Origin of the sequence: Pseudomonas sp. SWRI111 (genome assembly GCF_014268555.1) — a bacterium.
GTDB lineage: Bacteria > Pseudomonadota > Gammaproteobacteria > Pseudomonadales > Pseudomonadaceae > Aquipseudomonas > Aquipseudomonas hamedanensis.
In genome coordinates this window covers 127,207-146,311 of the sequence record NZ_JABWQQ010000014.1, presented here as the reverse complement: position 1 = coordinate 146,311, position 19,105 = coordinate 127,207, and the positions used below count along the sequence as shown (strand labels likewise).

Annotated in this window: 18 protein-coding genes and 1 pseudogene; 6 read left to right on the top strand and 13 right to left on the bottom strand. The window is 55.2% G+C overall.

Translation table 11 applies throughout. From position 1 onward, the window contains the following. Positions 1–143: 143 nt before the first annotated feature. The 6 genes from HU755_RS17485 to acs form a co-directional block, all read right to left on the bottom strand. A complete protein-coding gene (locus HU755_RS17485) occupies positions 144–908 on the bottom strand; it encodes an ABC transporter ATP-binding protein (RefSeq protein ID WP_007912705.1) in 765 nt (254 codons plus the stop codon). Positions 909–935: 27 nt separating this feature from the next. Next, on the bottom strand, positions 936–2,048 hold the full coding sequence (locus tag HU755_RS17480) for a succinylglutamate desuccinylase/aspartoacylase family protein (protein ID WP_186634863.1): 1,113 nt from the start codon (positions 2,046–2,048) through the stop codon (positions 936–938). 1 nt (position 2,049) lies between these two features. After that, a complete protein-coding gene (locus HU755_RS17475; protein WP_101155916.1) occupies positions 2,050–2,748 on the bottom strand; it encodes an ABC transporter permease in 699 nt (232 codons plus the stop codon). Continuing rightward, positions 2,745–3,434 (bottom strand): ABC transporter permease, encoded by a 690-nt coding sequence (locus HU755_RS17470; RefSeq protein ID WP_186551461.1) that lies wholly within the window; start codon positions 3,432–3,434, stop codon positions 2,745–2,747. The genes HU755_RS17475 and HU755_RS17470 overlap by 4 nt, the downstream gene beginning before the upstream one ends. Before the next feature lie 91 nt (positions 3,435–3,525). Next, on the bottom strand, positions 3,526–4,299 hold the full coding sequence (locus HU755_RS17465; RefSeq protein WP_186622123.1) for an ABC transporter substrate-binding protein: 774 nt from the start codon (positions 4,297–4,299) through the stop codon (positions 3,526–3,528). 710 nt (positions 4,300–5,009) lie between these two features. Next, a complete protein-coding gene (gene acs / locus HU755_RS17460; RefSeq protein WP_186551463.1) occupies positions 5,010–6,965 on the bottom strand; it encodes an acetate--CoA ligase in 1,956 nt (651 codons plus the stop codon). Positions 6,966–7,409: 444 nt separating this feature from the next. Between acs and HU755_RS17455 the strand changes: the two genes are divergently transcribed. Then, a complete protein-coding gene (locus HU755_RS17455) occupies positions 7,410–7,670 on the top strand; it encodes a DUF2790 domain-containing protein (RefSeq protein ID WP_186634860.1) in 261 nt (86 codons plus the stop codon). Between the two features lie 562 nt (positions 7,671–8,232). Continuing rightward, the gene (locus HU755_RS17450) at positions 8,233–9,483 is read left to right on the top strand and encodes a ribonucleotide-diphosphate reductase subunit beta (protein WP_095126160.1); all 1,251 of its coding nucleotides are present in this window, start codon (positions 8,233–8,235) and stop codon (positions 9,481–9,483) included. 121 nt (positions 9,484–9,604) lie between these two features. Here HU755_RS17450 and HU755_RS17445 read toward each other — a convergent pair whose 3' ends face one another. The 3 genes from HU755_RS17445 to HU755_RS17435 form a co-directional block, all read right to left on the bottom strand. Continuing rightward, the gene (locus HU755_RS17445; RefSeq protein WP_186634857.1) at positions 9,605–10,042 is read right to left on the bottom strand and encodes a hypothetical protein; all 438 of its coding nucleotides are present in this window, start codon (positions 10,040–10,042) and stop codon (positions 9,605–9,607) included. 107 nt (positions 10,043–10,149) lie between these two features. After that, positions 10,150–11,295: a hypothetical protein gene (locus HU755_RS17440; RefSeq protein ID WP_186634854.1), complete on the bottom strand. Its 1,146-nt coding sequence runs from the start codon at positions 11,293–11,295 to the stop codon at positions 10,150–10,152. Continuing rightward, on the bottom strand, positions 11,292–11,789 hold the full coding sequence (locus HU755_RS17435; protein ID WP_186634851.1) for a DUF4365 domain-containing protein: 498 nt from the start codon (positions 11,787–11,789) through the stop codon (positions 11,292–11,294). Before HU755_RS17435 ends, HU755_RS17440 begins: the two co-directional genes overlap by 4 nt. A gap of 459 nt (positions 11,790–12,248) precedes the next feature. Between HU755_RS17435 and HU755_RS17430 the strand changes: the two are divergent. The 3 genes and pseudogenes from HU755_RS17430 to HU755_RS17420 all read left to right on the top strand — a co-directional run bounded on the left by HU755_RS17430 (position 12,249) and on the right by HU755_RS17420 (position 14,916). Next, positions 12,249–12,781 (top strand): annotated as a pseudogene (locus HU755_RS17430) (Bro-N domain-containing protein). Between the two features lie 114 nt (positions 12,782–12,895). Then, positions 12,896–13,630, top strand: coding sequence for an HNH endonuclease (locus HU755_RS17425; RefSeq protein WP_186634848.1), 735 nt, complete (start codon positions 12,896–12,898; stop codon positions 13,628–13,630). Positions 13,631–13,929: 299 nt separating this feature from the next. Next, positions 13,930–14,916, top strand: a complete 987-nt coding sequence (locus tag HU755_RS17420) for a hypothetical protein (RefSeq protein ID WP_186634845.1) — start codon at positions 13,930–13,932, stop codon at positions 14,914–14,916. Between the two features lie 8 nt (positions 14,917–14,924). On the opposite strand, the gene HU755_RS17415 is transcribed toward HU755_RS17420, so the two are convergent. The 4 genes from HU755_RS17415 to HU755_RS17400 all read right to left on the bottom strand — a co-directional run bounded on the left by HU755_RS17415 (position 14,925) and on the right by HU755_RS17400 (position 18,201). Continuing rightward, positions 14,925–16,115: a hypothetical protein gene (locus tag HU755_RS17415; protein ID WP_186634842.1), complete on the bottom strand. Its 1,191-nt coding sequence runs from the start codon at positions 16,113–16,115 to the stop codon at positions 14,925–14,927. Between the two features lie 111 nt (positions 16,116–16,226). After that, the gene (locus HU755_RS17410; protein WP_186634839.1) at positions 16,227–16,919 is read right to left on the bottom strand and encodes a hypothetical protein; all 693 of its coding nucleotides are present in this window, start codon (positions 16,917–16,919) and stop codon (positions 16,227–16,229) included. Between the two features lie 33 nt (positions 16,920–16,952). Continuing rightward, positions 16,953–17,315, bottom strand: coding sequence for a hypothetical protein (locus tag HU755_RS17405; RefSeq protein ID WP_186622154.1), 363 nt, complete (start codon positions 17,313–17,315; stop codon positions 16,953–16,955). 70 nt (positions 17,316–17,385) lie between these two features. Further along, positions 17,386–18,201 (bottom strand): sulfite exporter TauE/SafE family protein, encoded by an 816-nt coding sequence (locus tag HU755_RS17400; protein ID WP_186634836.1) that lies wholly within the window; start codon positions 18,199–18,201, stop codon positions 17,386–17,388. Between the two features lie 111 nt (positions 18,202–18,312). On the opposite strand from HU755_RS17400, the gene HU755_RS17395 reads away from it, so the two are divergent. Continuing rightward, positions 18,313–19,080: a helix-turn-helix domain-containing protein gene (locus tag HU755_RS17395; protein WP_186634833.1), complete on the top strand. Its 768-nt coding sequence runs from the start codon at positions 18,313–18,315 to the stop codon at positions 19,078–19,080. The last annotated feature ends 25 nt before the right edge of the window (positions 19,081–19,105 follow it).

Genomic DNA, 19,105 nt, shown 5'->3' with positions numbered 1-19,105 from the left:
TTGCTCGCGAATGCGGTGGTTCAGACAGCAATGATGTTGACTGACACACCGCTTTCGCGAGCAAGCCCGCTCCCACAGCGGATTTGGGTCAGGCTTCGGATCGCGAAGCATGACCTAATCTGGTGCACAACGGCAGCCCTGTTTTATTTCAGGCTACCCGACAGGAACTGCTGCAAGCGCTCCGACTGCGGATTGACCAGCACTTCGCGCGGGTTGCCGCTTTCTTCGACGACGCCTTTGTGCAGGAACACTAGCTGGTTCGACACTTCACGGGCGAAGCCCATTTCGTGGGTCACCACAACCATGGTGCGGCCTTCCTGAGCCAGCGCCTGCATGACTTTCAGCACGTCGCCAACCAGTTCCGGGTCGAGGGCCGAGGTCGGTTCGTCGAAGAGCATCACTTCAGGTTCCATCGCCAGCGCACGGGCAATCGCCACGCGCTGTTGTTCGCCGCCGGACATGTGCCCCGGGAAGGCGTCCTTACGGTGAGCCACGCCGACTTTGTTCAGGTAGTACTCAGCCTTTTCGCGGGCTTCATACTTGGGTACGCCGAGCACATGCACGGGCGCTTCCATGATGTTTTCAATCGCGGTCATGTGCGACCACAGGTTGAAATGCTGGAACACCATCGACAGGCGCGAACGCATGCGTTGCAGCTGCTTCGGATCGGCAGCTTTCAGTGCGCCGTCCTTGTTCGCCACCAGTTTCAGCTCTTCGTTGTTGAGCAGGATCTTGCCGGCGTGCGGCTGCTCGAGCAGGTTGATGCAGCGCAGAAAAGTACTTTTGCCGGAGCCACTGGAGCCGATGATGCTGATCACATCGCCGGCGGCCGCTTTCAGGGACACGCCCTTGAGCACTTCGTGACTGCCATAGCGTTTATGCAGGTCTTGGACTTCAAGTTTGTACATGCGGTCGGTTCTCACAAAAACAGTCAGTCAGTCGTTGAGCAAGCGCCCGTGACGCAGCGCTTCGCGCCCCGCCACCTTGGCCAGCCAGAAACCGGGTTGGGCATAGCGCAGCCGTTCAATGGCAAACAGCACCCCGGACGTACCAGCACACACCGTGCTGACCCGATCGGACACAGGGTCGATCACTTGAAAAATCTCGTCGCCCGCCTCGACCCATTCGCCGGGTTTGCGGGAAAAACTCACCACACCGGGGTGCGGTGCAAACAACAATTCGGTGCCTTCGAACGGCATGCCTTCGCACGGCTCGAAGGCCGGGTTCGGCCACTCGCCGGTAATCAGGCCTTGCTCGGCGAGGAACGCCAGAATGCCGTCAGCATAAGCCTCGGCCTCGACGCGACCGGTGTCGGCCTGTCCGCCCAGTTCGATGGTGGTCGCCAGGCACGCCAGCGGAATCTGTGCATCCGGGAACTGCCGCGACAGGCGCAGCCACGGCAGCGAGCAGGCTTCGTCGAACGAACTGCCGCCGGAATCTTCCGCCAGCAAACCGACCTTGACGTTCAGGTGCGCTGCCAGCGAACGCCACTGCGGCCAGTGCTGCGGCAACGCGTACATGTGCAGCGCGGCTTCGGCATCGCAGTGCAAGTCGAGCACGACGTCGGCGGTGCAGGCATGGCTGAGCAACACACGCTGCATGCCTTGCAACTGGCTGCTCGCCTCAGGCAATGCGGCCAGATGATCGGCCATGGCCTGACGGATCAGCCGCACATTGGCATGTGGATCATCACCGAGCTTGTCGCCCAGCGCCGCCGCGACCGGCGCACTGAGTTCGACGAAGTCACGGTTGAAATTTTTGCCGCTGCCCGCTTCGAAACGGCCCTGGAAATTGCCTTGCAGCAATTGCCCAAGACCCAGCGGGTTGGCGACCGGCACCAGCTCGATCACGCCATTGAGCAGGCCTTGGGCTTCGAGTTCGCCCAAGCGCTTTTTCAGCTCCCAGGCGGTGCGCATGCCCGGCAACTCATCAGCGTGCAGGCTGGCCTGAATATAAGCCTTGCGCTCGCCTTGTCCGAAGCGGAATACCGAAACCTTGCGCTCGCTGCCCAGATGGCTCCAAGGCAATACGTGATCGATGCGTTGCATATCAGTGCTTCCGTGGCGCGAGGTAGCTCAACCAGCGACGCTCGGCCAGCTTGAACAGCTTGACCAGAATGAAGGTCAGGCACAGGTAGAACACGCCGGCGGTGATATAGGCCTCGAACGGCAGATAGAACTGCGCATTGACCGTACGCGCCGCACCGGTGATGTCGATCAGGGTCACGATGGACGCCAGACTGGTGGTCTGCAGCATCATGATCACTTCGTTGCTGTACTGCGGCAGCGCCCGGCGCAGGGCCGACGGCAGCAGGATGCGCTTGTACAGTTTGAAGCGCGACATGCCCATGGCCTTGGCCGCTTCGATCTCACCGTTCGGCGTGGCCTTGAGGCTGCCGGCGATGATCTCTGCGGTGTAGGCGCTGGTGTTGACCGCAAAGGCCAGACACGCGCAGAACGTTGCGCTGGACAGCCACGGCCACAAGAAGCTCTCGCGTACTGCTTCGAACTGAGCCAGACCGTAGTAGATCAGGAACAGCTGAACCAGCATCGGCGTGCCGCGAATCACGTAGGTGTACAGCCACGCGGCGCCGTTGACGATCGGGTTCTTGGAGACACGCATCAGGCCCAGCGGCAGTGCGGCGAGCAAACCGAAGAACAGCGACAGCGCGAGCAGTTTGAGGGTGGTCAGCAGCCCGCCGAAGTACAGCGGCAGCGCCTCCCAAATGACGTTGTAGTCGAAGATCATAGATCAGCCGCCCTTACGCCTACCGAGTAGCGCTTCTCAAGTTGACGCAGGATCAGCAACGACACGCTGGTGATCACCAGGTACATCGCCGCCACAGCGAGGAAGAAGGTAAAAGGCTCACGCGTGGCATCCGCCGCCTGCTTGGCCTTGAACATCATGTCTTGCAGACCGACCACGGAAATCAACGCGGTGGCCTTGGTCAGTACCAGCCAGTTGTTGGTGAAGCCGGGAATCGCCAGGCGAATCATCTGCGGCACCATCACCCGGAAGAACACCTGAAAACTGCTCATGCCGTACGCCACGCCCGCTTCGGCCTGGCCCTTGGGGATCGCCATGAACGCGCCGCGAAAGGTTTCCGACAGGTACGCACCGAAGATGAAACCGAGGGTGCCGATACCGGCGGCCAGCGGGTTCAGGTCGATGTAGTCGTCATAGCCGAGCATCGGTGCGACGCGGTTGAGCAGATCCTGGCCGCCGTAGAAGATCAGCAGGATCAGCACCAGATCGGGAATCCCGCGGATCACCGTGGAATACAAATCGCCCAGCCACGCCAGCCAGCGCACCGGCGACAGGCGCAACGCGACACCGATCAGCCCGAGAACGATGGCCAGGGCCATGGACGACAAGGCGAGCTGAAGCGTCAGCCATGCGCCATCGAGGATGACAGCCCCGTAGCCTTTCAACATGATTCAGGTCCTCGAAAGTTGGGATGAAAAAATGGCGCAAACCGCAGAGATTCTGTTGCTTGCGCCATTTCGGACTTGTCGCAGGGACGTCTTACTTGCCGTAGATATCGAAGGCGAAGTACTTGTCCTGGATTGCTTTGTATTTACCGTTTTCACGGATGGCCGTGATGGCGCTGTTGATCTTGTCTTTCAGCGCATCGCCCTTACGGACCGCGATGCCAACGCCGTCGCCGAAGTATTTGACGTCAGTGAACGCCGGACCAACGAACGCGAAGCCTTTGCCGGCGTCGGTTTTCAGGAAGCCGTCGTCCAGCAGGGTAGCGTCAGCCACGGTGCCGTCGAGGCGACCGGCGGCCACGTCGAGGTAGATTTCGTTCTGCGAACCGTACGGCTTGATTTCGGCACCCAGCGGAGCCAGCACTTCGCGGGCGAAACGCTCGTGGATCGAGCCGCGTTGTACGCCGATGTTCTTGCCTTTGAGCTCAGCCAGACCTTCGCTGACCTGAGTACCGGCCTTCATGACCAGACGTGCCGGGGTGTTGTAGTACTTGTTGGTGAAGTCGACCGACTTCTTGCGATCTTCGGTGATCGACATCGACGACAGGATCGCATCGATCTTGCGCACTTTCAGTGCCGGGATCAGGCCGTCGAACTCTTGCTCGACCCACACGCACTTGACCTTCATTTCTTCGCACAGCGCGTTGCCGATGTCGTAGTCGAAACCGACGATGCTGCCGTCCGGCGCTTTCGAGGCGAACGGAGGGTAAGCCGCTTCGATACCGATTTTCACAGGCTTTTCGTCAGCGACGGCATTCAGCGAGAGCACGGACAGTGCCAGGGCGCCAAGCAGCACAAGTTTCTTCATCTTGGGACTCCATCGGTAAAGGGCAAAAACGGCAGAGTGAGCAACAGCCCAATATGCGAATGGTGAATCAGGAAATCGGTGCCGCATCGGTGGGAAATTTCCGATTGAAACCGAAGGAGGTTTCAACATCAGCCACGATGAGCGAGTGATCGGCATTCTAACGACAGGCCCGAAGCCGATATTTCTTCAATGCGACAACTAATTACAGATGCACCGAGAAAGCGACTTGAGCTCATTGACAGCCCTGCAATTTCATGCAAGAGCGAAAGACAGTGAACCGATCTATGCTGCAAATTGCGGGCCTATTATTCGCAAACCCTTCTAATCCGGCAAGCGTAGCGTTATGTCTAATTTTTCACCGGGGGGCTTACAGCTCTAGAATGGGGCGTGGCGTTTCCCTTTGCCCCGTTGCGGGGCGGCCGGTTACACATTGGGCTGTGCTGGGTAACATCGGGAAAGGTCTGACGGCGCAGATCGATAATTATTGGCTGGGCGGTTTCGGTTTCCTACAGGCGGCCACAGCGGTGTCTGACAGATTGCTATCGCGAGCAGGCTCACTCCTACAGTTGACGGCATTCCAACTGAAGAAACTCGATCCATTGTAGGAGTGAGCCTGCTCGCGATGAGGCCAGCCCAGCCACCACAAAACCCCCAGCCACAAAAAAGCCCCATCCAGCATCACCGGACAGGGCTTTTCTCCAAGCTACGACTTACGCCACATTCATCGTCTTGTGCGTATCAATCAAATGCTGCACCACACCCGGATCCGCCAGGGTCGAGATATCGCCCAATCCGTCGTATTCCGCCGTGGCAATCTTGCGCAGAATGCGCCGCATGATCTTGCCCGAACGGGTTTTCGGCAACCCCGGCGCCCACTGGATCACGTCCGGCGAAGCGATCGGCCCGATCTCCTTGCGCACCCAGTTCTTCAGCTCCAGACGCAACTGCTCGGTCGGCTCTTCACCATTCTTCAAGGTCACATAGACATAAATGCCCTGCCCCTTGATGTCATGCGGCACGCCCACCACCGCTGCTTCGGCGACTTTCGGGTGCGCCACCATCGCGCTCTCGATCTCGGCCGTGCCCATGCGGTGGCCGGAGACGTTGAGCACGTCGTCCACACGCCCGGTAATCCAGTAATAACCATCGGCATCGCGACGCGCGCCGTCACCGGTGAAGTACATGCCACGGAAGGTCTTGAAGTAGGTATCGACGAAACGATCGTGATCGCCATACAGCGTACGTGCCTGGCCTGGCCACGAATCAAGAATCACCAGATTACCTTCGGCCTCACCCTCGATAATGTTGCCGAGGTTGTCGACCAGCGCCGGCACCACACCGAAGAACGGCCGCGCCGCCGAACCCGGCTTCAGCGCGTGAGCACCCGGCAGCGGACTCATCATGTTGCCGCCGGTCTCGGTCTGCCACCAGGTATCGACGATCGGGCAACGCGACTTGCCAACATTTTTGTAATACCAGTCCCAGGCTTCCGGGTTGATTGGCTCGCCCACCGAACCGAGCAGACGCAGGCTGCTGCCATCGGCGCCCTCAACGGCGGCCTGACCCGAAGCCATCATCGCGCGGATCGCGGTCGGCGCGGTGTAGAGGATGTTGACCTTGTGCTTGTCGATGATTTTCGCTACCCGGGTGATATCCGGATAGTTCGGCACGCCTTCGAACAACAGAGTAGTCGCGCCATTGGCCAGCGGGCCGTAGACGATGTAGCTGTGGCCGGTGACCCAGCCGACGTCGGCGGTGCACCAGTAGATTTCGCCCGGGCGGTAGTCAAACACGCGCTCGTGGGTCATCGCTGCATACAACAGATAACCGCCGGTGGTGTGCTGCACGCCCTTCGGCTTGCCAGTGGAGCCGGAGGTATAAAGGATGAACAGCGCTTCTTCGGCGCCCATCTCTTTCGGCGCGCAAACGGTGCCCGCGACTTTCATCAGGTCTTCGTACCAGATGTCGCGATGCTGGTTCCACTTGATGTCGCCACCGGTGCGCTTGCACACGATGACTTTCTGGATGCTGCTGGTTTCCGGGTTGGTCAGCGCGTCGTCGACGTTGGCCTTGAGGGAAATCTTCTTGCCGGCACGGATGCCTTCGTCAGCGGTAATCACCACTTTCGAACGGCAGTCGATGATGCGACCGGCCAAGGCTTCCGGCGAGAAACCGCCGAACACCACCGAGTGAATCGCGCCGATCCGGGTGCAGGCCAGCATGGCGACCACGGCTTCGGGGATCATCGGCATATAAATGGTCACCACGTCGCCACGGTGCACGTCCTGTCCACGCAGGGCGTTGGCGAGTTTGCACACTTGTTCGTGCAGTTCGCGGTAGGTGATGTTGCGGCTTTCGGACGGGTCGTCACCTTCCCAGATGATCGCGACTTGATCGCCGCGCTCGGCCAGATGACGGTCGAGACAGTTGTAGGAAACGTTCAGGGTGCCGTCGGCAAACCACTTGATGTCGACATGGTGATCGTCGAACGACGTTTGTTTCACCGTGGTGAAAGGCTTGATCCAGTCAAGACGCTTGGCCTGCTCGCGCCAGAAACCGTCAGGGTTGACGACCGACTGCTGGTACATGGCTTTGTAGGTCGCCTCGTCAGTCAGCGTGTTAGCCAGAACCTCGGGACGAACGGGATACAGAGAAGCCGCACTCATCTTTCCTACCTCGGTGTAATAGTTGTTTTTGTATGATCCCGTTGTAGCCGGGTGGGCCCAATAGAACCATTCGACGATGGTAGTAACAAGCCCCTACAAAATATCCAGACATCCACTCCTGCTGACTTGAAATACCCTTTCGGGCCGCACGCCATCCTTGTGGGAGCTTGCCTGCAAGCGATGCAAACACCACGGTGTGTCAGACAAACCCACCCAGCCGATTGTTACCAAATCTGCGAAAAGTGTTTATCAAAACCCGCTCTGTTTACCCTCGCCTCGTCCCCCTAAAATTCACCTCGCCAACAAGGCAAACGCGATTAACAACGTTACAGCCCCCACGAAGGCCGTTAATCCAGCTCTCCAAGTAACGCACCAACCATGAAGCTCCACACGCAACCCTAAAAAGGTTGCGTGACCCCACTCGACCTCAAAAAGGTGAATCAGATGAAAGCTTTATTAGTTCTGGCCCTCAGCAGTCTGTGCGCAACCGCCATGGCAGACGAGGCCCAGACTGATGTCGCACAGCAACAACCGGTTATCGAGCAATACACTTATTCCACACACCTGGACATCACCAAAGTTGTATCGATGAGTGAAGTGCCGAATGTCTGCGAAGTAGTACCGGCAAAAATGGAATACGACGACTCCAAAGGTCAGCGCCACATTCTGCGCTACAGCATCATGGGCAACGGCTGCACGAACTGAATCAGACTGCACCGAATCGGACCACTCAGCGCCACATTGAGGGTCGATTCCAGCCCGGCTTCGGTCGGGCTCAGTTGTGTCTGGAGTCGTTGAAAAGGCTTGCAAAACACAAGATATAGTGAAAAACGCCATTTTTTGCTCATTTCTTGAACAACCAGGCCCCCGCGAAAAAATTAATCAAAAAAAATTCTCAGCGGCCAATCCCAGTGAAAGCCCTGTAATCCCTCGCTCCGAGCAAAATCCCCCTGCCGCTTGACCGCCCTGCGCGCTTTCGCCCTCCCCCACACCCCCGATTTTTTCCCTATAATGCCGCCCTAATCGGGTCAGCAATATTCCCTTACAGGGAGGAAAAGCCTGTCTGAAGCCCCGCAGCCGCGTTTCACGTGATCTGCGCCCGTCAGAGGCTCTCGGAAAACCCGTACAAAATTCTGTTTTATTGCCTGCGTATAGCTGCTGCAAAAAACGATTCCTTAAGATCCAACGCGGTCTGTACGACCGTGTGAAAAACCAACCAATCAGGTTTCACACGGGCGACAGGCCCTCACGCAGGAGACGACACGTCATGCTGAGCTGGGACGAATTCGACAAAGAAGACAGTGAAGTAGCCGCAGTGAAAGGCGCCAACGCCGGCCACGCGAGCGAAGCCAACATGGACCGCCTCGACAACGCCGGCGGCGCCGCTGCACTCGAAGCCCGCGCCGTGACCGCCGACGACTCGGCCGCCGTGGCCCGCGCCAAGGCTGCACTGAACTCCCTCGACGTCGCCGAAGGCCTCGCCGAACTCGAAGGCGCCTCCGCCCGTGTCGCCGTCGACGAAAAGCGCATGATCAACTGCCGCGCCGACCTCAACCAACTCGTACCCTTCAAGTACGACTGGGCCTGGCAGAAGTATCTGGACGGCTGCGCAAACCACTGGATGCCGCAAGAAGTCAACATGACCGCCGACATCGCCCTCTGGAAAAACCCGGAAGGCCTGACCGACGACGAACGCCGCATCGTCATGCGCAACCTCGGCTTCTTCTCCACCGCCGACTCCCTGGTTGCCAACAACCTGGTCCTGGCCGTGTACCGCCTGATCACCAACCCGGAATGCCGCCAGTACATCCTGCGCCAGGCGTTCGAAGAGGCGATCCACACCCACGCCTACCAGTACTGCATCGAATCGCTGGCCATGGATGAAGGCGAGATCTTCAACATGTACCACGAGATCCCGTCGGTCGCGAAAAAAGCCGCCTGGGGCCTGAAGTACACGCGTTCGATCTCCGATCCGAAGTTCGAAACCGGCACTCCGGACACCGACAAAGAGTTGCTGCGCAACCTGATCGCCTACTACTGCGTTCTGGAAGGCATCTTCTTCTACTGCGGCTTCACCCAAATCCTCTCCATGGGCCGTCGCAACAAAATGACCGGCGTCGCCGAGCAGTTCCAGTACATCCTGCGCGACGAATCCATGCACCTGAACTTCGGCATCGACGTGATCAACCAGATCAAAATCGAAAACCCGCACTTGTGGGATGCTGAGATGAAGGAAGAAGCGACCCAGATGATCCTGCAAGGGACTCAGCTGGAGATTGAATACGCTCGTGACACCATGCCTCGCGGGGTGTTGGGTATGAACGCGGCGATGATGGAGGATTATCTGAAGTTCATTGCTAACCGTCGTTTGAGCCAGATTGGTTTGAAAGAGGAATATCCAGGGACGACGAATCCGTTCCCTTGGATGAGCGAGATTATGGACTTGAAGAAAGAGAAGAATTTCTTTGAGACTCGGGTTATTGAGTATCAGACTGGTGGGGCGTTGAGCTGGGATTGATTACCTAATCGATAGTATTCCACTCAAAATCATCTATCAAAAAAAAGCCCTGCATACAGGGCTTTTTTTATTTCAACACTTTTATGTAGTAGAAAAATCAGAATCTACAATAGATATCCCACTACAAATTATGCACAAGTGTCTCTAGCGATTTTATATAGCTATCAAACCCATCGAGCCTTGACAACAGAATCGACTCCTTGTGCTTAATATCAACCTCTAGTGATTTAGCAACTTTCTCCCACGCAAGCGAATCAGAAAAATTCTTTGCGTACGATTCCGCCTGCTTAGTTCTCGCATCATTCAATTTCTGGCTCAGCACAGCTATCTCTGACTCAGCCCCAAACTTCATTTGCTTTAAATCTAGCCTAGCCTCTTTAAACTCATCTACCATTCTAGATTTTGGCCCAGGCCCAATTTTTGGCGGCCAAAACTCAACATTCCTCTCAGTCCAAACAGCAACAGCCCCCAAGACCCCGACATAAACTGCCAACAAAATCAGCACAGCTGATAAAACCCTCGCAGGTATACGCTTCGCAATCACATCTAAAAACCCCATAGATCTCTCTCAACCATATTTATGAATTAATAATTACACACGATACATTTCATGATTCACGCTACAGCCTTGATACCGTCCAATTCGCCAACTACAACCCAAGCTTATCAATCATCAAAAAGTCCTCCTGCGCCACTAACAGAAAATTTAATTGGCTCTAGCAACTGCGCAGACCTCGGATTAACATTCAAACTCCCCACACAGGAAACCATTCTTCCTTGTGCATGAGCAACAAGAGCCTCCCAATACTCACCCATATCCAATTGAATTGATATAATTCGTTCCACACCATTTACCAGGGACTTTACTGAAATAACTCCAAAGTCCTCACTTTGCAAATGCTTCATACCTGTAACCACACCATAGGCCTGATAATTTTTTATAATATAATTCCCCTTATAAAAATCCGACGCACCTTTCAGATAGGGCATCATTACCGCATCAAAACTATGAACCAAAGGAATATTTTGCCACTCAGCCTCACCGCCGCCAGGCTGAATACTAATAATTAAATCCCTCGTGTGTTCCATACCACTTAAGCCGATGAGGGCATCACACAAGTTAGCACTAACCCCTTTAGATACGGCCTCTTCAAAATAAATAAAATCTTCCGACTCCCTGAAAGACTCCATTGAGCGCTGCACTGCAGAAAGACTTCGAGCAAGGTTCATTGTGACAGCACGCCCGAGCGATATCCGATCACTGTCTTCCTGAACAAAAACCTCATTAGAAATCGGAGCCAAAACATTGACAATAAAGCTTCCAATTTCAGTCTGCCCCAATCGAAGCTTATCTAAATAAGCTTGAACCTCGTGACTGCGATTACCAGAAAAATACTTTTGTTTTTTAAACGCAGACATCGTAGTTGCGGCAAGTAGATCCCTTGTTTTTTCCACTAAAAGCACGCCGTCATCTAGTGGAATACTCCCCCCCTCCACGTCTGAATGGATAACTCTAACCTTCACCATATCAGAATAAAAATTCTGCACACTTTCAATTACCGCTGCCATTTCACGCTCTTCGAAAGCGGCCAGCGATTTCAGCGCTTCATAAAGCCGCTGCAGATAACCCTTGACACTCTTGACCCTAGGTAGCACAACTTCAAAAATATAATTTTCTTTTTCTGGACGATGCCAAATAGACGCCAAACCTTCTATATCACCATCATCAACCCACCCTGCTCCCTTCAGATAGTTCTCAAAAATATCGCAATTAATTTGATCGAGTTGCCTCCGCATTTTGGAGATATTCAAAAAACACCTCCTGAGCCTGCAGAACTCATCAAACTTCGCATGCTCTCAGCAGTCAAAATTTGAGTTTTTGGTATACTTATGGTTACACTTGTACTATTTCCAACTTCAGGCAACTCGGATAGAGACATCCAATAGCAAAAATGCTTAATCTTCGCATGATCCACATCATGCGTTACCCAATCGTTACATGCTTCAGGCACCACCAATACGAATACATACCGAGGGCACAGGAGATTATCCCCTCGCAAATCATTATAGTTCTTCAATGAAAGTTGAAACTTTAGAAATTTGTCATCTTTTCCGGCATCAGCAGTACACTTCAACTGTACCTCAAGTTGGGGATTCCTAATCTTCGACTGAAAACCTCTCGCCTTCAAGATAATATCAACACTATCATGATCCACATCAGGGATAGATGTTGTAAACCCAACTTGAGCTGCAAGCGCCTTAACATAAGCAACACTAAATAGTGCTTTTTTTTGATTCTCATCCATTAGTGCAAAACTTCCAAATCGCGATCAGATCATGTCTGAGTGCATCATCCTGAGGTGCAAAGCTACTAATTCGCCATCATGTTGTCTAGCTCAACGTTGTAGTTTTCGGACTCATCTGCTTCCTTGACCAGAAAGCCTTCGGTCTACCCTCCTGAACGGTGCCTAAGAAACACCTACACACAGCGGAACGTCCGCCCCCGAAAGCAGCGGCTATTTTGTGCCTGCCGCCTCCCCGTGAGCATCAAAAACGCTGTTATGCCGGGAGTGGGCGAATAGAAGACCCGAAAGGGAAATATGCCGGCCCTCTGTGTGGGGTTTCTTAGCTCCCGGCACCCAGCCTTAAGAAAGCTGACATCACACAGAGGTAAATGGATATGCCTAAAAATGTCTCCTTCGGCCCGAAGGAAATCAGCCTCAACCTCAAGATGATCTACATGCTTCCAGCATTGGAGGCCTGCCATGTCTGAACCTAACATTTCGACTGTCTTCACTCTGCACAAACTCTCTCTCCACGCCCTCCTCCTTGAAGGCCTGCCATGGTTTTGCGCACGCGATATTGGCCGCTTGATGGGCGTCCATCTCAGTGATCGGATGGTCAGCAAACTGGACAAGGATCAGCATCGTTTTCTGTGGATTGAGTATCACCGGCGACCTGAGAAGCAGCTGGCGTTCAGTGAGTCCGGTGTTATGCGCTGTTGGTATATCGCTACGTCCCAGGTAATCGTCTGTTGCGTGAATGGCTGACCCATCAGGTGGTTCCAGCCTTACGCGATGCTGCGTCCTCGGAGAAGTCCGATCTACCTATGCTGAGTTTTTTGAAGTGGTCTGAGATGTCAGTGGGTCTGTTGCATTGGCAGGATGAAAGCTGGATTCGGCTACGAGATATGCCGTATCTGTTGCAGGGTCAGACACAGCAGCGAGCGAATGCCCCGAAGTCTTGGTGGCGGAAGGCTGCAGAGGTATTTCAGTCGTCGAAGCATCTGATGAGTTAGGTGCTGCTTGTGAGATCACTTGCGAGAACTGTCGCAAATCTCTGTAGGAATTTTCCTAGACAGCCGTGATGGCCACTCAGTATCGTCCGAGTGTTTTCAACCCTCGGCGATTTTATGAGCGACAAGAAAAAAGACACTGACTGGACTGTTGCTGAGATTGAGGCAGCGGTTGATGCCTATCTGAAAATGTTTGAGCTTGAGCGAATCGGCCAAAAATTTAACAAAGCACATGAGAATCGCGTGCTGCGTGCATCTGCGTTGCACAACCGCACTGAAGGCTCAGTTGAATTCCGCATGCAGAACATCTCTGCCGTTTTATTGAGAATGCATAGGGAATACATCAAAGGGTACAAGCCAGCCAGAAACGTTGGGACTAACGTTGAGCCAGCCATTCGGGCAGTGTTGATTGCCAAAGGGGTCACGCTTGGGGATCCAACGGTTGCGACTGCGGATGAAGAAGCACTAGAGCAGAGAGCTCTTGCGCTAGAGAAGCTGCCTCTTGAAGACGAACCTGAGGGGATTGTGAAGCCGAAGCGCGCTCCCGCCCAAAGCACTGCATTTATACGTGACCCGAAGGTTAGAGCCTGGGTCCGTAAGAAAGCCAAAGGGATATGTGAAGGGTGCGGTGAACCGGCGCCATTCACTAAAAATGACTCCCCTTACCTTGAAGTTCATCACGTGAGGCATTTGGCGAATAAGGGCTCTGATCGAATTAGCAATGCTGTAGCGCTTTGTCCGAACTGTCATCGGCGCTGCCATCACTCGAATGACAGCAAAGAGTTCACCGAGTCGCTTTATGACAGAGTTAAACGGTTGAAGCGTGAGCCCCCGAACCGCAAAACTACGTGACGATAGAACTTGCTCCCGATCGGCCACGGAGCGGTCGCCAATCTCATAATTTGCTCTGTTTAACTCATCGCATTTATCTTTTTTTGGGGCTGCTTCGCAGCCCAGCGGGAGCAAGCTCCCTCACCACAGGGGATGCGTGGCCTGCGATGGCAGTGTGAGGATTGAGATCCGGTTGATGCCGAGAATCACCAGCAGCCTGGCTCCCACAGATTCTGCATCATCCTGAAAACAATCAGTGCAACCCGCGCCGCCTCCCGCTATTAATACCCCCTCCCCCACTCAAGGACCCGAGCCCCACCATGAAATTCGATCTCGCCTACTGCCTCAGCCTCGACGACAAGTTGTCGATCTATGATGTTCGCGATCTCAATTTCGATGAGACGGTGGCGTTTGACTCTGCGAAGGAACACTTCCAGTGCCCCAACGATGCCTGTCGTTCGGCGTTCGGGGCTTCCAACGAGTTGGGTACGTTCAACGCCAAGAACGTGAATTACGTGCGCACGCCGCACTTCAAGAATCTGCCCACTACGCAGCATGTGGTGGGTTGTCCGTATGTGAGTTTGAAGGCGTCGGCTTCGGGCGTTGAGACGGCAGATGGCGAGGCGGATGACGCGCGTGAGGAACACTTTCCGTCAGAGCTGCTGCTGACCCGGCGTGAGTATGTGCGCAAGCCTGCCGCGCCAGCGGGGGCGGCGGATGTGTTGCGGGATGATCCGGTTCGGGTGGCGGCGGACGCGGGTAAAGAGTCGTCGGGGCGTGAGTCGGCGCCGGACAAGACCAGTGTGTTTGCGCATCCGGTGGAGTGTTTTGTTTCCAACTTCGCCGACAAGGATCTGCTCAAGCGCATGCCCTTGAAGGTCGGCGAGCACACGGCACCGTACAGTTCGTTCTTCAAGAAGATCGAGTATCTGACGGACAACAAGGGGCTGATTTACTGGGGGCGGATCAAGAAGATCGAGGACTTCCACAGTGCCAGCTTTCGCATCGATTTCGAGGACAAGGTCTGGTTCAAGAAACCGGAGGACAGCAAGAAGAAGCCGTATCCGGTCAGTGTTTATCTGAACAAGAAGTTGATCGACAACTACCGCAAGCGCAAGGCGTTTCTGGAAGAAATCAAGCATGCGGTGGATAGCGACAAGGCGTTGTTCTGTTTCTTCTATGGGGTGACGCCGGAGTTGAAGCAGGTGCCGGGCAAGAAGAACCCCGAAAAGCCTTTCGAGGTCTTCAATGCCGATATCGAGAACCTGGATCACTTCATTATTCGTGAAGCGCCGGGTCTGGAGTGAGGGTTAGTTCAGGGCAGTTGCAGTTTGACGGCGCCGGGGTGTTGTTTGACCAGTGAGTACGGCAGGGTTGACCAGTCGGGTGCATCGCAGGCGCGGGCCACTCGGGCGAAATACGGGCTGAGGTACAGGCCGCTCTCGGTGAAGTACCAAGCTGAATAGCCCCAGATGCTTTCATCGCTGTAGTCACAGGCGTTGTCATCGCCCTCTGCGGGCTTCTTCATTTCATTGGGGTGGAGTGTGGCGAACTGTTTGATCAGCCAAGGCACCAGCACTTCGCGCTGATACGTTGAGTAAGCATCGCTTTGCGCGGTGCTCAGCGGCTGGTCACCTGGGCTGTCGCGGTCGGCATGCAGAATTGGCGCGCCTTCTCCTGCCCATAACACGTCGCCCAGCGATAGCGGATGACCGGTTTTTACATCGATGTTGAGCGGTGAGTCACCAAAATCCGGATGCGCGCCACCGCAATAATAACTGGTGGAAACGTTCAGGCTGACCACTGCGGGGGAGATCAGTTTTGGTTCGACTTGCTGCAGGAAGTCGGTGTTGACGCCGCCTTGCATCAGGCAACCGTGATAACGGATAACCTCTTGCCAGAGTCTGGCGAGCAACTGTTGATTGACTTGCTGTCGCTCATCTTTGGGTAACCCGGACTCAATGCTGAACAGCGAGATCGTTGTTTCAGGTTCCGTCCACCACTGCAGTTCGTAACCCATGAAGTGCTCTTTCTTCGCGGCTTTGAGCTTGAGCCCCTGTAAGCGCAAATACTCGTACGGATTGCTGTGCTGCAACGTGGCAATGAACGGCAACGTTGTTGATGTCGGCGCAGGAACTTTGGCCTCGATCAACTTCACAGGGAGCTTCTTGCCCTTCGGACTTTGCCATTCGCCCTGCAAGCCATCGGCGGTCTCTTCCAGCTTTAACGTTGGCAGCGGCTGCGCTTCGCCATAGCGGTTTTCACCTTCTATCAGGCTCAGCGTGCCTTCATGCAAAGTGCCACTGAGGAGCAGGTCGCGATGGTATTTCTCGTAAAAGTAGCGACCGACGACTTCGTCCTGTTGCTGGGTATTGAGTTCGAGCACGATCGGCGTTTTTCCCAGCGTGCCGGTGAATACACGTTGACGGTCATCAGCGTGAGCGGTGTAAATCACCGAGAACAGCGCCGCGACGCAGAGCGCCTGGCGCCTCAATCCCTTGAGCATTGATCGATCCTTGAAAGAGGTAGGGCGGCCCCGACACTGGAACGTCGGGGCCGAAAATAAGGAAGCGGATTATGGCGAGGAGTTGTTCTGGAATCGAGCGTCATCACTCGATCAGTTCACACGCAACCCGTCCTCAAACGCACGAATCTCCCGCGCTGCTTCCGTGCGTCGAGCAAGCGCAGCCTGGACACCCGCGTCATCGACAGCACAGTACTGACGCAACCAGTGAGCGATCATTTCCTCATCCGGCCTGAAGTAATCCTTGCGCCCCTTGGCGTTCCGAATATGCGAGTTCATTTTTGCATCGAAAGCGATGGCAGCACGTTCGCCTTGAGGCAAACAGCCCCACTCCGCAGCGCAGTCCTCGAAAAACCAGGCGATTTGTTCGATGTGCTTTTGTGCACCGCGATGGCTGCGGCGATAAAAACGATGCTCTGCACAGCTCGGCTCAAAACGGTCCGTCATCGACCCGGCATCAGCCCATTGCATGAGGTCATGATTGATCGCATCACGTATCAACCCTTCCCGCCAGCGCTCGATAAACCACGCCACAAACCCTTCGGCGTCAGCCTTTTTGGCATCGGCAAAGATCATGCAATAACGCGTTCTGACATGAATGACAAACAGCACATGTTTACGCTGGACGGTGATCGCGTGCACTAGCCACTGTTCGTCAAAGCTGTTCGGTTCATCGTCTTCTATAACTGGCGACGGCGGTTTAGCGCTCACCGGCGTGATTGTTTTGCCTTTGTGGACACGGCTGAAAAACTTGCCGGCGGCTTCGGTGCAATTGAAGATCAACATACGGGTTCTCTTGGAAGCGCGGGTGGCACTGGGTCAGTCATCTCGAACAATCTCTTCTACCCATTCAATTTCGTATTGCCGACGTTCGATACCGGAGGTCAGTTTCTGCGTTTCTTCGCTCAGAATCGACAACTCCGCGTCGGTCAATAAGTCATGCGAGACCATGAGGGTCAGTTTCCACAACGCGGAGGAGCGAGCCAGGCCATCGAACATGCGAGCCATGTCGTGGTTTCGATCATTGATCAAGCCGTAAATCATGCCGTAACGGGCATGGGCCGACAGTGCACCGTGCTGGGTGATTGTCTTGGTGTCGGCGAGCACGCCCTGGCAAAATCGGTCGAGCGCAATCTTGCGCAATTGTTTGAATTTCTTCCAGTCACTCTCACTGATCGACATGAGTTTCCCCCTGTTTTCTGTTTAACCTCGGGAATGCTTCCTCGGGTTAATGTTGAAATCAAGCGATAGCTCATCGTGTCCACATACCGAGCATCACTATAACCAGCAATCCAATATAGACCCGGGCATGTATCCGGTCAGGTATCCGCCCTATCCACGGCGCAGCCAATCTGATGCCCAGTAACGAGCCAACCGTCAGCACCGCGAGTGCCAGCATGTCCACATACCCGATATACCAAACACCCAGTTCAGCCCCGGTGAACCCGGCCAGCGCCATGTACGTCAACGTCCCGGCCAATGCCACCGGCACGCTCAGCGGATTGGCCATGGACGTGGCTTGCGACATGCTCAGCCCGCAACGACGCAACAGCGGCACGGTCATGACGCTTCCTCCTACGCCGAGGAACGTCGCGATGGCGCCGATGCCTACGCCGCCTGCGGATATTTCCGTTGCGCTCAATCGCCGTGGTACGACACCTTCGGACTGCGTAAGGAATCCGCGACGTAGCAAGCAGTCAACGATGGTCACGCCCAGGTAGGCGATGAAGGCATAACGGATCACTGCACCGCTGACCCACATCGCGGCGATTGCACCGACGACTGCGCCCGCAGCGATGAAACCACCCAATGGCCACAGATAGTCAGCCATGAGATTACCCGCGCGGTGGTGTTTGCGCGTGGCGACCAGGGCGTTAACGGTCATCACACAGGTCGAGGTGGCAACGGCGATGTGCATCGCCGATTGCGCGATGGGGTCGTTGACGGCGTGGCTGGCGGTGAGCATCTGGTAGAGCAGCGGCACGACAACGAAGCCGCCGCCGAAGCCGAACAGCACGGCGCTGATACCGGTCAAGCAACCAAAGAACGTGAGCAAAAGATAGAACATGGCGAACGTCCGCGAATGGAGAGCGCACGACGATAGGCCGACAAGGGCTGGCCTGCTTCAGCAAGTCGGCCAATACTGTTTGCGTTTACGCCAATCGCTGGAAGCCGTTCGATGCGCAATATCTCGATCAATGAGTTGGACGACACGCCCCGCTCGGTCGTGGCAATCGGTACGGATTATTCCCACGGCCACCTACTCCCGTTTCATACGCATCGTCGGGCGCAATTGTTGTATGGCGCCAGCGGTGTGATGCAGGTCAGCACCCATGACGGTAACTGGTTGGTGCCGCCGCAGCGGGCGGTGTGGATTCCGCCGGGCATGGCCCATGAGGTGCTGATGCTGGGGGTGAGTACGCGCAGCTTGTACATCGAGCCTGAGACGGTGGATCTGGGTGGGCGTTGTCAGGTAGTTAGCGTGTCGCCGCTGCTGCGGCATTTGCTGATGGAAGCGGTTGAAGTGCCGTTGAACTATGACCTGGCGGGCCGCGACGGAGCGTTGATCAACCTGCTGTTACATGAGCTGAAGCGGAGTACGCCCCTGCCCTTGCACATTCCTATGCCGACCGAAGGAAAACTCCTCAGTCTGTGTCAGACCTTTCTGAACAAGCCCAACGCCCATCAATCACCACAGCAATGGTCCGAGCAGTTACACATAAGCTTACGAACCTTTAACAGATTGTTTCGTCAGCAGACCGGGTTCAGCTTTCGCCAGTGGCGGCAACAAGCCTGCGTCGTGCAGGCGCTGGCACGGTTGGCGGCGGGCGAAGCGGTGACACGGATCGCGCTGGACTTCGGTTATGAAAGCCCGGCGGCGTTCTCGACGATGTTTCGACGGGTACTTGGTCAGGCGCCGTCCGTCTGGTTGGAGGCGGCGAATTAGGGCAAATCAAAAAATGCGTTTGATC